At 74.6% G+C, this 14,667-nt stretch carries 9 protein-coding genes and 1 tRNA gene; 4 read left to right on the forward strand and 6 right to left on the reverse strand.

All coding sequences use genetic code 11. The features are described from left to right. Positions 1 to 34: 34 nt before the first annotated feature. Positions 35 to 4,204, reverse strand: a complete 4,170-nt coding sequence (locus NFS20_RS04625) for a PDDEXK-like endonuclease domain-containing protein (RefSeq protein WP_251150537.1) — start codon at positions 4,202 to 4,204, stop codon at positions 35 to 37. Positions 4,205 to 4,646: 442 nt separating this feature from the next. Then, entirely contained in the window at positions 4,647 to 5,687 is a 1,041-nt protein-coding gene (locus NFS20_RS04630) for an NAD(P)-dependent alcohol dehydrogenase (protein ID WP_251150538.1), read from the reverse strand. A gap of 322 nt (positions 5,688 to 6,009) precedes the next feature. Here NFS20_RS04630 and NFS20_RS04635 point away from each other — a divergent pair, with 322 nt between their 5' ends. Then, positions 6,010 to 7,089 (forward strand): hypothetical protein, encoded by a 1,080-nt coding sequence (locus NFS20_RS04635; RefSeq protein WP_251150539.1) that lies wholly within the window; start codon positions 6,010 to 6,012, stop codon positions 7,087 to 7,089. 39 nt (positions 7,090 to 7,128) lie between these two features. Next, a complete protein-coding gene (locus tag NFS20_RS04640; protein ID WP_251150540.1) occupies positions 7,129 to 7,494 on the forward strand; it encodes a hypothetical protein in 366 nt (121 codons plus the stop codon). Between the two features lie 16 nt (positions 7,495 to 7,510). On the opposite strand, the gene NFS20_RS04645 is transcribed toward NFS20_RS04640, so the two are convergent. Together NFS20_RS04645 and NFS20_RS04650 are read right to left on the reverse strand one after the other, a co-directional pair. Then, complete coding sequence (locus NFS20_RS04645) at positions 7,511 to 8,083, reverse strand: mycothiol transferase (protein ID WP_251150541.1); 573 nt, start codon at positions 8,081 to 8,083, stop codon at positions 7,511 to 7,513. A gap of 144 nt (positions 8,084 to 8,227) precedes the next feature. Then, complete coding sequence (locus NFS20_RS04650) at positions 8,228 to 8,389, reverse strand: hypothetical protein (RefSeq protein ID WP_251150542.1); 162 nt, start codon at positions 8,387 to 8,389, stop codon at positions 8,228 to 8,230. A gap of 157 nt (positions 8,390 to 8,546) precedes the next feature. Here NFS20_RS04650 and NFS20_RS04655 point away from each other — a divergent pair, with 157 nt between their 5' ends. After that, positions 8,547 to 10,172 (forward strand): response regulator transcription factor, encoded by a 1,626-nt coding sequence (locus tag NFS20_RS04655; protein ID WP_251150543.1) that lies wholly within the window; start codon positions 8,547 to 8,549, stop codon positions 10,170 to 10,172. Between the two features lie 479 nt (positions 10,173 to 10,651). Here NFS20_RS04655 and NFS20_RS04660 read toward each other — a convergent pair whose 3' ends face one another. Beyond that, on the reverse strand, positions 10,652 to 12,859 hold the full coding sequence (locus NFS20_RS04660) for a DEAD/DEAH box helicase (protein ID WP_251150544.1): 2,208 nt from the start codon (positions 12,857 to 12,859) through the stop codon (positions 10,652 to 10,654). Positions 12,860 to 13,204: 345 nt separating this feature from the next. Then, positions 13,205 to 13,277: transfer RNA gene (locus NFS20_RS04665), tRNA-Arg, on the reverse strand. Between the two features lie 115 nt (positions 13,278 to 13,392). Between NFS20_RS04665 and uriH the strand changes: the two genes are divergently transcribed. Then, the gene (uriH, locus tag NFS20_RS04670; protein ID WP_251150545.1) at positions 13,393 to 14,352 is read left to right on the forward strand and encodes a uridine-preferring nucleoside hydrolase UriH; all 960 of its coding nucleotides are present in this window, start codon (positions 13,393 to 13,395) and stop codon (positions 14,350 to 14,352) included. Positions 14,353 to 14,667 lie beyond the last annotated feature (315 nt).

The raw sequence follows: 14,667 nt of genomic DNA on the forward strand, positions 1-14,667 counted from the left end.
TCGTGACCCCTCGCCCTGACACGGGCGCGGGCCGTCAGAGGTCGTCGACGCCGTGGTCCGCGTCGTCGTCGAGCACCGGCACGACGACGATCCGGTCGCCACCACCGGTCTGGGCCACGCCCCCGGTCTCCGGCAGGCGTGCGTCGCGCACGTCCTGCACGACGCGCCGGATGCGCTCGGCCTCCTTCGCGGGATCGAGGAACGCGGCGGCCGACCACACCTGCGCGACGGTCCAGCCGATCCGTTCGAGCCGCTCGGCGGTCTGGCGGTCGCGCACGCGGACGCTGCGCTCGGCGACGTACGCGGTGTCGTCGGTGAGGACGGCGACGAGCAGCTCTCCGGGCAGGTCGGGGTGCCCGACGACCAGCGGGATGCGGTCGCCGTCGCCGACGCCGTAGTCGGTCTCGACCACGAGCCCGGCGCGCCACAGGCGCTCCGCGAGGTCGAGCACGAGCCGGTCGGGGGTGCCGCCCACGTCGACGCCGTTGCCGAGCGTGACCTGGTCGGCCACGCCGTTGCGCTGCTCGGCCAGGTCGAGCACCTCGGCGAGCAGCTTCGCGCCGCCGCCGCGCAGGCGCTCGGGGTCGAGGTCGACCGCGGCGAAGCAGGACACCACGTGCAGGCGCCTGCGCGTCGCGCCGACGGTGTCGAGCAGCATCGCCTCGCTGCCCGAGGTGTTGAGGATGCCGAAGCGGTGCAGGACGCGGCCGTGCGGCGTCCGCCCGAAGCCCACGGACAGCACGATCGTGTCGCGCACGAGGCCGGCGACGCCCGAGACGTCGGCGACGACGACCGGTTCGGGCCGCGACGCGGAGAAGAAGCCGGCGAGCGCCGGGTTCTGCCGCACCTCGACGAGCAGCGCCTCGCGGATGCGGTCGGCGTGCAGCTGCGTGACGGTGACGATCGCGAGCGACTCGTCGGGCCGGGTCAGCGCGTGCTCGATCGCGACCTCGACGACGCGGTCCACCTCGACCTGCGTGCTCTCGACCGCCCCGGACGTCGGGTCGGGCATCCCGGCGCCGTCGACGACGTCGAGCCGGACGAGGGCCTCGGCCCGGGGCAGGGGCGCGGGCCGCAGGACGCCGGCGTAGCCGTGCTCGGCGAGGAAGGTCGTGACGTACGGGTCCCGCTGCGAACCGTCCGCGAGGAGGGTGACGGTCGGGAGCAGGTCGGCCAGGTCGTGCACCGTCGACGCCGAGGACGCCCGCGGGTCGCCGACGGCGACGACCTGGCGCCCGCGCGCGAGCGCCGAGAGGACGAGCTCGACGGGAGCGTGCTCGATCGCGTCGAGCACGACGAGGTCGACGGTGCGGGTGGGCGGCAGCAGGTGCGGCACGAGCGTGGGCGTCGCGACGACGACGGGCCGCAGGCGCCGCAGCACGTCCGGGTGCTTCTCCGACGTCTCGCGGAGGCTGACGAGCCGCCCTTCGAGCAGCTCGGTGAACAGGTCCTCGGCCTCGTCGCGGTGCTCGCGCATCGCCGTGGCGAGGTGCTCACGCACCGCGACGCGCACGGGGGAGGCGAGCGACGCGACGTGTGCGCGGTCGAGCTCCCGGAAGCGCCGCGCGAGCGCGTCGAGCCCGGCGCCGTCCTGCCCGGCGAGCGCGTGGTCCTGCGCGAGGACCTGCTCGAACACCGAGCTCCACCACGCGAGCTCGAGCTCCGGACCGACGAGGTCGGTCTCGACGCGCCGCTCGGTGAGGTCGGCGAGCAGGTCGTCGAGCCCGGCGGCGGAGAGCCGGCGCAGCACCGCCGTGCGGGCGGGGAGGCGGTCGAGCGACTCCGTGTCCTCGGCGAGCGTGTCGAGGCGCGCGGCGAGGTCGACGAGCGGGAGGTCGAGCAGCCCGGCGCCCTGGGGCGTGCCCGCGAGGACCGGTTCGATCTCCTCGACGTCGATGCGGACGGCCTCGTGCGTGTCCTCGATCGCCGCGAGGCCCTCGGGGAGGCGCGGCCAGCCGCCACCCGGTGCCTGCCTCTGCCAGACCGCCCGCTGGGCCTGGACCTCGACGAGGGCGGCGTGCAGGTCCGGGACCCGGACGCCGGGGCGGACCATGTCCCGCGCCTGGCGGCGCAGGCGGCGGCGCGCGAACCATCCCATGTCGACGCCGTGCGCCTCGCGCCACTGGCGGGTGGCGGTCGCCTCGACCATGTCCTGAGCGGTGCGCTCGAAGATCATCGGCTGGAACACGTCGAGCGTGCCGCGCATGCCGCCGAGCATGCGGAGCTGGTCGCCCCACTGCCGCAGCGTCGTGGCAGGCGTGAGGCCGGTGACCTCGGCGACCCGCTCGACCTCTGACCGCAGCTGCGGGAGCGTGTGCGTGCGCACACGCTCGACGCGCACCAGCACGTCCTGCGCCTCCTGCCGGGTCGTGAGGTTCGCCCCGTACCAAGGGGTCGACGTCGCGCGCGTCGTGAACGCCCCCAGCTCGGCGGCGTCCCGCAGGTCGTCGGCGAGCTGGTCGCGCTGCTGCCCGACGGCGAGCACCACCTCCGGGGCCAGGCGCACCGTGGTGTCGGGGGCGGGCCGCTCGGCGACGATGCGCGCGAGGGCCTGCAGCGCGTCGTAGGCCGAGACGTTCCACGGCTCGCGGACCAGGTGCAGCGCCTCGATGTACCCGGCGAGCCGGGCCCGGGAGCCGAGCAGGGCGTCGCGCGTGCGCTCGACCGCGTCGTCGTCCGCGGGTTCCGGCTCGGTCGCCATCGCGGACAGCAGGCGGTGCGAGACCGTGGCGCGCCACGTGGGGTCGGGGGCGACGTCGAGCACGAGGCCGCCGAGCCCGAGGCTCTCCAGACGCGCGACCAGCGCGTCCGCCGCGCGCCGGTGCCCGGGGACGTAGAGGACCTGGCGGCCGCTCGCCGCGGCCTCGGCGACGACGGCGGCGAGCGTCCCCGCGACGTCGGACCCCGCCGGCGCGTCGACGAACAGGTGGGAGCCGCTCGCGAGCGCGTCGACGACGTGGCGCTGGGACGGGTCGAGGTCGCCGACCCCGCGCTCGAGCTCGGGGTCGGCGTCGCCGACGCGTGGGCCGGGCAGCTCGCGCCGCACGGTCGCCGCGACGTCCTCGTCCCCCGCGAGCGCGGCGACGATCTCGTGCCGCTCGAGGCCGGCCACGAGCTCGTCGAGGTCGTCGACGAGGACCTGGCCGGGGTGCACGAACGTGCCGGCGAGCACGCGGTGCGTGAGGCCGAAGTCGTCCAGGACGGCGCGCCCGAGCGCCGCGATGCGGTCCGTCGCGTCACCCGGGTCGAACCCGGCACCGGTGAAGGTGCTGCGTGCGAGCGTCACCGGGTCGAGCAGCGCTCCGTGGGCACGCAGCGTCCGGGCGAGGAGCGGGTTGATCTCGGCGGTCGGCTCGAGCGTGAGCTCGTAGTCCGTCTCGCCGTCGCCGCGCGGCGTGATCGTCAGCGGTCGCAGGAGCACGGGGGCCCGGACGGTGCGCACACCGGCGTCGGCGGGCTCCTCGGCGGGGGCGTCCGAGCCCGGCTCCCCGTCCGCGGCCTGCGCGCCCGGGTCCTCGCCCTGCGCCGGCAGGGCCGCGGGGCGCGCGTCGTCGGACGCTGCGGCGGGCACCGCGCCGGAGTCGGAGCCGGACACGTCGGCGGAGCTCGTCACGTCGTCGGGCCCGCCGTCGGTCACGTCCGCCGGGGGCGCTGAGACCTCGATCGTCGCCGTGCCGGGCCGCGACGCGCGGCCGGCGACGCGCGCGAGCGCGCCGACGTCGTCCGCCGGCCGGGAGGGCGACGGCTCGCTCTCGGTCCAGGTCGCGACGCCGATCGCGAGGTACGTGGGCGCGACACCGTAGCGCTGCGCGTGCTCGGCGGCGCGGACCACGACGGCGCGTGCCCGACGCCGCGCCGCCGGGAGCGAGCCGCCCTCCCGGAACAGGTTGGACAGCCGGGTGGGTCGGCCGGCGAAGAGCTGCGCGACACCGGACGGGTGGGCGGCCGTGAGATCGACGACGGCGTCTCCGAGGAGCGAGATGTCGGCGAGCGAGGACCCGCCGGCGAGCTCGACGAGCCCGGCGCGCCACCGCGCGACGGCCTCCTCGACGAGGTCGGCGGTGGTGGGCGGGCGCACGAGGACCGGGCGCTGCGGCACCGCCTCGTCGTCGACGTCCGGGGGCGTCCCGGCGGGGTCGGTGGGCAGCCGAGCAGGATCGGCCACGTTCCGGGCGGCTGAGCTGGTGCGGGCTGCGGCGTTCACCCTCTGACGCTAACCGTGCCGGTGCGGCGCCCGGTCGAGGCACGCCGGGGAAGGTTCCCCGAGCACGCGACCGCCGAGCGCATCACCGTGGCGGTCCGGCGCCGCGACGAGCACGAATCGCCCGCCGTGCGGACCAGGACGGTCGTCCGGGCGGTTTCCTGGAGAAGTCCTGGGAAATGGCGACGTCGGCGTTCTCCCGGGAAATGCAAAGCGCCCCGGACCAGCGGTCCGGGGCACTGCCCTCCGGCTCTGGGCCGGGACGTAGAAACGGAGCGCACCGCGCAGGGGGCAGGCGATGCGCTCCGTCGGGCACTAGTTTGCACGCTTCACGGGGGCGCGTCAACTCGCCTCCGGGTGAAGCCTCGCGACGTGGCGCGATGCGTCCTGTGCGGCACGGAAGACATCTGGACGACCGTCCATGTCCGGCGCCCGAATGGGTCGTTCAGAACCGCACGACGGCGCGTCCGCGCAGCGTTCCGTCCCACAGCCTGCCGTACGCCGCAGGGGCGTCGTCGACGTCGAACACCTCCGTGTGGACGGTGAGTCGTCCCTGCTGGGCGAGCTGCAGGACCTCGAACAGCTCCTGCCGATATCCCCAGTACGGCACGAGGAACGACGCCTCGTACGGGGACTGGAAGAAACCGACCTTTGCGGACGGCATGCCGTGCCCGATACCGACGAGCGTGAAGTCCCCGCCGACTCCGACCAGCTGCTGCCCGAGGTCGATCGTCGGCTGGACACCGGCGAAGTCGACCACGAGGTCGGCACCGCGCCCGCCCGTGAGGTCCTTGACCGCCTCGACGGCGGACGAGTCCGACATCAGGGCGTGGTCGGCGCCCACCTCGCGCGCGAGGGCCAGCTTCTCCTCGGTCACGTCGAGCCCGACGACCTGGGCCCCGCTCAGGGCCTTGAGGATCTGCACCCCCACGTGGCCGAGGCCGCCGACGCCGAGCACGACCGCCGTCGTGCCGGCCGTGAGCTTCGGCAGCGACCGCTTGATCGCGTGGTACGGCGTGAGACCGGCGTCCGTGAGCGGCGCGGCCTGGACGGGGTCGAGGTCGCCGATGGGCACGAGGTGGCGGGGCGAGTCGACGATCATGTACTCGGCCATCGCGCCGGGTGCACCGAGCCCGGGAGGGGCGATGCCGAGCTCGGCGGCGCGCAGGCAGTAGTTCTCCTGGCCGGCGGCGCACCGCTGGCAGACGCCGCAGCCCCACGGCCCGTAGACCGCGGCCGCGGTGCCGACCAGGCTCTGGTCGACGCCGGCGCCGACCGCCTCGACGACACCGACGCCTTCGTGGCCGAGGGTGAGCGGCAGCCCGTAGGCGTACTCGTCCGCGGGCTGCTCCATGACGAAGACGTCGGAGTGGCACAGGCCCGCGGCGGAGACCTTGAGCAGCACCTCCCCCGGCTTCGGCTCTGGGGTCTCGATCTCCACGACCTCGGGTCGTGCGCCGATCTCTCGGTACTGGACGGCCTTCATGGCCACTCCTCTCGCCTGGCTGTGCTGCTGACGCCGGGCGGTCCACCGAGGGGACGGTTCGGGGACCGCCCGGCTCTTCCACCATAAACCTCCACACGCGTCTAGGTTCTGGGACGTTGGTCACTCCTCGGGCGCCGACACACGATCTCCTCCTTCCGTCACGTCCCGGTCACCTGCGCCCGCGGGCGCGCCCACACCCCGTGGCTACGCTGGAAGGACGCCCGCCCCGACGCCGGACCGCGGAGCGCCCGGCGCAGGCGCCGGCCGGAGGAGAGCGGGCGCGACCAGCCACCCGACTCGAAAGACGCGGACCACAGACGACGTGACGACCTCCCCCAGCACCCGCCCGTTCCCGGGCGCGCCCACCGACGCGCCCGAGGCGCCCGACGAGAAGGCCCCCGAGGCGCCGAAGCTCTCGCTCACGCAGATGATCGCGAGCGCCCTCGCCGCCGTGAGCACGACGGTGCTGCTCTCGTACTTCGGCATCGCCGGGACGATCATCGGGGCCGGTGCGGCGAGCGTCATCACCGTCGTCGCGAACTACGCGTACACGCGGTCGATCCAGAAGACCCACGAGCAGCTCAAGCCCGTCGTCAGCCACCTCGCGCCCCGCCCCCGCGGCGGGACGGCGAAGCTGCCCGCGGTCCCTCGCGGCGACGACACGCAGCCGCTCCCCCGACCGCGTTCCGCTGCGCCGGACGACGCGGCGGTCGTCTCGCGTGGCAGCGTCGCGGCCGAGGACGGCGGACGCGGACCCGTCACCGCGACCGTCGGCACGCCTGTTCCTGCCGACGACGACGCGCCGGCGCCCGACGACGCGCGCCCCGGTCCGTGGTTCCGCCTCATCGACCGCTACGGGACGGGCAAGGTGCTCGCCGTCTCCGCCGCGGCGCTCTTCGTCGTCGTCATGGGTGTCGTGCTCGTCGCCGAGCTCGTGATCGGCAAGCCGATCTCCGACGCCGTGCGCGGGCAGGAGGGGTCAGGGACGTCGATCAGCCGCACGACGACGACCGACGACGGCGGCAGCGAGCCCGGGACGGGGACCGTGACGCCTCCGCAGGAGCTGCCCGACGGCGGTACCACGACACCCTCCCCCGACCCGTCCGCACCCTCCGACGACGCCACGGACGTGCCGACGGACGAGCCCTCGGACGCGCCGACCGAGGTCCCGACCGACGAGCCCACCGATCCGGCCACGCCGACGCCGGAGCCCACGGAGCCCGCGACCCCCGGCACCGGTGAGACCGGCGGCACCGGCACGCCCGGTGGCGGGACGGAGACAGGCGGGACGGACACGGGAGTCGGTGGCGGTTCGGGATCCGGCGGGACGACGGGCGGCTCGGCCGAGCCGGCCCCGTCGCCGTCGACGTCGACGTCGACGTCGGGAGCTGACGGCACGTAGCCCTTCCGCGAACCTTCCGCGTCGAGGAGCATGGTCCTCATGGCCCGACGACGCGTCTCCGGACGGTCCGTCCCCACTGCCTCGGCGGCACCCGCGCTCGTCGCGCTGGCGATGCTCCTGTCCGCCTGCGGCGGTGGAGCCGGCGGCGTCCCCGACCGGGAGCCGGACGTGACGGGCGTCGTCGAGCGCACCGGGACCGGTGCCCTCCTGACGGAGCCGTCGGACGACTACTTCGACGGCATGAGCCTGATGGTGACGGAGACGCCGTTCGTGGGGGCGGACGGCGAACCGATCGAGTCCGCCGGTCTCGCGACGGGGGACGAGGTCGAGGTGTGGCTCACCGGCTCGTGCGCCGAGTCGCACCCCGTGCAGTGCGAGCTGGTCGCGGTGCGGGTCGTGGGCTGACGCCGACCGCTCCCGCTCATGCCACCGGGGCGTCGGGCGGGAGCATCGGCCAGTCGGTCGGCGGGTCCTCGCCGACCCGCCCGTCGATCGCCTCGCGGAGCAGGTCCATGTGACCGGTGTGCCGCCCGTACTCCTCGATCATGTCGTGCAGGTGGCGCCTCACCGTGGGACGGGTGTCGCCGAACTCGAGGTGTCCGGGCTGGTCCAGCCCGCCGTCGGCCACGAGCTCGCGCAGCCGGACGCGCGAGCGCCCGACGGCAGCTTCCCACAGCCCGTACACCTGATCGGCCGTCTCGTCGGGGTCGACGGTGAACTGCCAGCGTGCGACGTCCTCCTCGGGCACCGAGAGGAACGTGACGGGCGGCCGCCCCGCCATGCGCCAGCAGAACACGTCGTCCTCGCAGACGGCGAGGTGCTTGAGCAGGCCGCCGACCGTCAGCTCGGACGTCGGGACCGCCCGGGTACGGAGCTGCTCCACGTCGAGGCCGTCGGCCTTCCAGCGGAACGTGGCACGGAGCCGCTCGAGCGTGCCGACGAGGTGCTCGACGTCGGTGCCGGCGAGCGGGGGCTCCCAGGGCGGATCGGTCATGGTGCGGCCTCTCGTCTCGGCGACGTGACGTGCCTCACGCTATGCGCGGCCACCGACAGGGTCGGTGGCCGCCAGCGAGCGCCGCCGACGAGCGCCGACGAGCGCCCTACGAGCGTGCCGGGCCGCCGTCCACGCGGTCGGCGTTCAGGACCGTCCGGACGGCCCGGTGGAGCCTCCCCGCCGGGTGATCTTGCCCAGCAGCTCCTTGGCCTTGCGCTGGTTCTCCGGCTTCGACATCTCCCGCTGGGCGACGCGAGCCGCCTTGACCGCGATCCCGCTCTTCGTGATCTTTCCCAGGAATCCCATGGCACACCTCTCTCTCGCCGTCGTCGTGCGAGCGTAGGGCAGGGTCTGCGGACACGCGCGAGGGCGACGCCACCCGCCGATCGGTCTCCCCCGGTGGCGCTCGAGGTCTGCCCGTCTGCCCACCATCGGACCGAAGGGTCTAGCGTGGGTTGGCACCATGGACGGCACGGACGACCTCGCCGCAGGGCGTGCGGCGTATGCCCGGGGCGACTGGCAGGTCGCCTACGGCGCGTTGTCGCGGGCTCGCGAGGTGGCGGGGCTCGAGGCACGAGACCTGGCACGGCTCGGCGGCGCCGCGTGGTGGGTCGGCAGCGCGCAGGAGTCGCTCGAGATCACCGAGCTCGCGTTCCGCCTCCTCGAGGACGAGGGCGACGCCGACGGCGCAGCTCGCCGAGCGCTCGACCTGACGGTCCTCTGGGGCGGCCGGGGCGACCTCGTCGTGGCGTCCGGCTGGCTGAACCGTGCCCGCCGCCTGCTCGCCGACCTCCCGGAGAGCGCGACGCACGGCTACCTGTTCTACGGGACCGGCGCGCTCGCGCTCGCCCGCGGCGACCACGAAGGACTCCAGCAGGCCGCCGACGGCACCGCGCGGGTCGCGCGACGCACCGGCGACCTGGCTGTCACGTCCCTGGCCCTCGTGCTGGCCGGGCTGAGCGACCTGCAGCGCGGCCGCGTCGCGACAGGTTTCGGCCAGCTCGACGAGGCGATGCTGCCCGTGCTCGCCGGGCGGCTCGCCCCGGAGTGGGCCGGCGAGGTGTACTGCACGGTCATCCACGCGTGCCACCAGCTCGCGGACCTCGACCGGATGCGGGCCTGGACGCAGGCGACCGAGCAGTGGTGCGAGCAGTTCCAGGGCGAGGGCATCTACTCGGGGATCTGCCGGGTCCACCGGCTCCAGCTGCTGTGCACGCAGGGCGGGGGCGCGGCGGTCGAGGAACAGGTCGAGCGCAGCGGGGTCGAGCTCGAGGGCCGCAGCAACTGGGTGGCCGCCGAGGCGTTCTACCAGCTCGGCGAGATCAGGCGGCTCCGCGGTGACCACGACGGCGCCCGCGCGGCGTACGACCGGGCGCGAGGGCTCGGCACGGAGCCGCAGCCCGGCGAGTCCCTCCTCCTGCTCGCGGCCGGCGACGGCGGCGCCGGCTGGTCGAGGCTGTCCCTCGCGCTCGCGGGCAGGGACCCTCTCTCGTCCGCAGCCCTGCTCGCCCCGGGCGTGCGGATGGCCCTCGAGCTCGGCCTGGTGGACGAGGCGGAGGCCTGGTGCGCGCGCCTCGAGGAGACGGCAGCACTGTTCGACACCCCGGGCCTGCGCGCCTGGGCGGCGCACGCCCGGGGTGCGGTGCAGGTGGCCCGGGCACACCCCGCTGATGCCGTGCGCACGCTCGAGGCGGCGGCGCGCAAGTACCGCGGCCTGCAGTGCCGCTACGAGACCGCGCAGGTCTACGAGCTGCTCGCGCACGCACACCGCGCCACGGGCGAGCCGGGGGTCGCGGACGCCGACCGCGCGACGGCCCTGGCGATCTACCGCGAGCTCGGGGCCCTCCCGGACGTGCGGCGCCTCGACCGGGGTGCGCTCCCCGGCGGGCTGACCGACCGCGAGTGCGAGGTGCTCTCCAGCGTCGCCTCGGGTCTGACGAACCGGCAGGTAGCCGGTGAGCTGTTCATCAGCGAGAAGACGGTGAGCCGGCACCTGGCGAACATCTTCACGAAGATCGGCGTCTCGTCGCGCACCGCGGCGGCCGCGTGGGCGCACGAGAACGGGGTCCCTCGGCGACCCGCCACCTGAGGTACGACGACCGCCCGGGCGCCGCACCGCCGTCGGGCACCTGCACCGTTCTGCCCACCCACGGGTGGCCGGGATGCGCCGAACACCCGACGCGCCGTCCCTCCCCGCGCGCCTAGCGTCAGATCACGCGAGGTGATCGAGGCGGAAGGAGGCCCGCGGACATGGTGGTCGACGTGGCGCTCGCCGCCGGCGGCGTCTCGACGGTGGTCTTCGCGAGCAGCATGCTCCCGATGGTCGTCAAGGCCGTCCGCACGCGGGACCTCGAGTCGTACAGCCTGCCGAGCCTGCTGATGACCAACCTCGGCAACGCCGTCTACTCGCTGTACGTCTTCGACCTGCCGGCGGGACCGATCTGGGTGCTGCACACGTTCTACCTCGTGACCAGCGCGCTCATGCTCGCGCTGCTCCTGCGCCACCGGTCCGGTCCCGCGGCCGCGCCGCGACCGCCCGTGCGCCGGCCCGCGCCGGCGGTCCCGCGGTCAGCCCAGACGCTCGGCGGCCAGCGCGTCGGTGAGCAGCGCCACCAGGGCGTCGAGCTGCACGTCCTTCGACGACGCGCCGTCGTCGTCCGACGCCCCGTCCAGCGCGCGGGCAGCCAGACCGGACTTGCTGTCGATGAGCTCGGCGATCGTGGCGTCGATGGTCTGGGCGGCGATGATCCGCCAGGCGGTGACGGGCTCGTCCTGCCCGATCCGGTGGACGCGGTCGATGGCCTGGGTCTGCTCGGCGTCGGTCCAGGACAGCTCGGCCAGCACCAGGTTGGAGGCGACCTGGAGGTTCAGCCCCACCCCCGCGGCCGTCAGGGAGCACACCACGATCGACACGTCGGGATCGTTCACGAACGCGTCGATGTTCTTCTCGCGCACCTTCGGCGTCTGGTCGCCGCGGATCGAGGCGTAGCGGATGCCGCGCTGGGCGAAGGTCTGCTCGGCCTCGTCCATCACGTCGACGTGCTTGGCGAAGAACACGACCTTGCCGACGTTGCGCGCGAGCTGCGCCGCGTAGTCGGCGGCCGGCCCGGCCTTGGCCTGGCCGATCCGGCGGACCATCGTGAACACGTTCTCGCCACCGGTCTTCGAGCTCGAGTCCTTGAGCTCCGCGGCCGCCACCCGGCGCGCGAGGTCGAGGTCGACCTCGCCGCCCACCGTGTCGGCGGCGTCGGCGCCGGCGCGCGCCGCCTCGGCGGAGCGATAGCGGTCGGCCAGACGGCGCGCGAGCGCGGTCTCGGCGGCACGGATCGAGCGGCCGGCAGCGCCGTCGAGCTCGACCGGCAAATCCGCCACCCGGCGGGCGGGGATGTCGGCGACGACGTCGGCCTTGCGGCGGCGCACGATGCCCATGTCGATCACGGCGGCCCGGGCGGCGGCGTAGAAGCCCCGGTCCGCCGGGGTGAGACCGGTGTCCTCCAGGGCGGTCATGAGCCTGCCGAGCGGCTTGGTGTCGTCGATCCAGCCGAGGAACTGCCAGATCGCCCGGAAGTCCTCGATGTCGTTGATGAGCGGGGTGCCTGTGAGGGCCATGAGCAACGGCCGCGCGGTGCGGGTCCGGATCCGCTCGGAGAGCGCGAGGACGTGCTGGGAGCGCTGGGATCCCTTGTTCTTGATGAAGTGCGCCTCGTCGACGACCATGCCGCGGAAGCCGAGGTCGCCGAGCCAGCCGACGTGCCTGTCGAGCAGCTCGTAGTTCACGATGACGACGTCGGCGAACGCGTCGACCTTGTCGCCGTCGCCGTGGACGACCGTGGCGCGCCGCAGCGGCGTCCACATCCCGACCTCGTGCGCCCAGTTCGTCTTGACGACGTTGGGCACCACGACGAGCAGCGGGAAGGCGTCGGCCGCCTGGGCCGCGAGCAGCGCCTGGGCGGTCTTGCCGAGCCCGGGCTCGTCGGCGAGGAGGAAGGTGCGGTGGCCGCGGGCGGTCGCCGCGACGACCTGGGCCTGGTGCGGCATGAGCTCACGGCCGAAGGACGCGGACAGCGAGCGGGCCTCGGGCAGCGGCATGCACGCCGGTGCGCCGGGGCCGGCCTGCTCGAAGGACCGGAAGAGCGGTTCAAGCAGCTCCCAGCCGGCCAGCCGGCGTGCACGCGCAGCCGTCCGCTCGGCCGCGGCCTCGAAGTCCGGCGCGAGGAAGGGGTTGGCCAGCTGGCGCGAGATCACCGACCGGGGCACGACCCGCTTCTCGGCGGGGATCGCAGCCGGAGAGGTCGGCTGGGCCGACGAGGGCGACGAGGCCGACGGCGTCGGCGCGGCGGGCGCGGGCGGCGCAGTCTCCTCGGGCGGCTCCAGCCCGCCGGCGCGCATCACGGTCGCCTTGTAGTCGCGCGCCGCGTCGGAGACCCGGGCGTCCTCGGCGAGCAGCGTAAGGAGCGTGGTGTCCCGGACGGCGATCTTGGCCAGCAGCGTCGCGACGCCGTCGAGCCGCTTGAGCTCCTGGTCGCGCTTGCCCGCGGTCAGGGAGGCGTCGGCCATCACCCGGGCCCGCTCCTCCCGGACGAGGAGCGCGGCGACCTGGAACTGCGTGCGCACGGCGGGACGCGTCGGCGGTCGGCGGACCGCGCCGTCGAGCTCGCGGGCGATCCCCGCGAGCACCGGGATGATCCCCTTCTCGGAGGGTCGTGGTGCGCGACGGCGCTGGGCGCCGGGGTCAGGGCGCGCGCGACCGGTCCGCCGCTGGCCTGCTCGAGCCACGTCTCCTCCTTCGTTCCATTCTCACACCGACCGCGGCGCAGCACGCCGGGTCACGACCTGCCCGGCGGACAGGTCGGCGCCGTGTCGAAGGGCGCAGCCTCTCCGCACGACCGCCGCCTCCGGGCCCCCACGAGCGAGCGAGCATGCGCGCTCGTGGCGAGGGACACCGCTCGACCAGCCGTGACGGGCGGGCTCCCCCGCACTCTCACGTCGCGCGACGGACGAGCCGCAGCGCGAGACGGCCTGCCGACCGCACGCTCAGCAGGAGGACGACGCCTTCACGCCTCCTGCGCCCCGTCACCGAGGAGCCTCGGGACGAGCACTACCGTGGACACAGCCACGCTGTGCGCCTGGGCAGATTCGAACTGCCGACACCCGCTTTAGGAGAGCGGTGCTCTATCCCCTGAGCTACAGGCGCGTGGCCCTGGGGCAGGGCCGCAGCACAGCCTAGCCGCCACTGGCCGTCGGACGCGAAGCGCGCCCCGCGTCGTCGGGCACGTGCCGGGCGTGCCGCACCGCGCGAGGATGGGCTCGTGACCCCCGAGCCCACGCACCCGCGGAAGATCGTCCTCGACTGCGACCCGGGCCACGACGACGCCGTGGCGATGCTCCTCGCGCACGGCTCCCCCGCGATCGACCTCGTCGCCGTGACGACCGTCGCGGGCAACCAGACGCTCGAGAAGGTCACGCGCAACGCCCTGTCCGTCGCGGAGGTCGCGGGGATCCACGTGCCGGTCGCGGCGGGCTGCGACCGCCCGCTCGTCCGGCCGCGGATCGTCGCCCCCGACATCCACGGCGACTCGGGGATGGACGGTCCCGTCCTGCCTGCCCCGCGCCGCGCCGTCGACCCGCGGCACGCCGTCGATCTCATCGTCGAGACGGTCCTCGCGGCGGAGCCCGGCGAGATCACGCTCGTGCCCGTCGGTCCGCTGACCAACATCGCGACGGCGGCGCGCAAGGAGCCACGCATCGTGCCGCGCGTGCGCGAGGTCGTGATGATGGGCGGAGCGTTCCACGGCGGCAACCGCACGCCCACGGCCGAGTTCAACGTGCTCGCCGACCCGGAGGCCGCGCACGTCGTCCTGAACGAGGCGTGGCCGGTCACGATGGTCGGTCTCGACCTCACGCACCAGGCCGTCGCCACCCCCGACGTGCGCGACCGGCTCGCCGCCCTCGGCACCGGACCGGCGCGCTTCGTCGGCGAGCTGCTCGACTTCTACGGCGGCACGTACAGCGCCACCCAGGCCTTCCCGCACCCGCCGGTCCACGACCCGTGCGCCGTCGCGTACGTGGCGGACCCCGACGTCATGACGACGCGCCGCGCGCCGGTCGACGTCGAGCTCACCGGCGCCCTCACGACCGGCATGACCGTCGTCGACCTGCGCGGCGACGAGCCGGCCGAGTGCCGCACCCAGGTCGGCGTCACGCTCGACCACGACCGCTTCTGGACCCAGGTCGTCGACGCCCTCCGCCGCATCGGTGACCCGTCGTAGCGACCGCTAGCAGGCCGCCGCGGCGCGTCCTGTCGATCGGACGAGCGGCGACGACCTGCTGGAGGCGGCGCACCGAGCGGCTGGCGGTGGAGCGAGGGGTGGGGCGGGTCGTGGTGGGTCTGGCGGGAGCCGCCAGGGACGAGCGGCGGATGGTAGACCCGCCCCGCCCCTCGCGGAACCGTCCGCCGCGGACCCGTGCACGGGCGGACGACAGCCGAGGGCGGCCTTGAGGAACTCCTGCGTGCGCTCGTGGGTCGGGTTGGTGAACATCGTCTCGGGGTGAGCCTCCTCGATTAAGTGCCCCTGGGCGAACAT

The sequence above is a fragment of the Cellulosimicrobium sp. Marseille-Q4280 genome (assembly GCF_943181405.1).
Lineage (GTDB): Bacteria > Actinomycetota > Actinomycetes > Actinomycetales > Cellulomonadaceae > Cellulosimicrobium.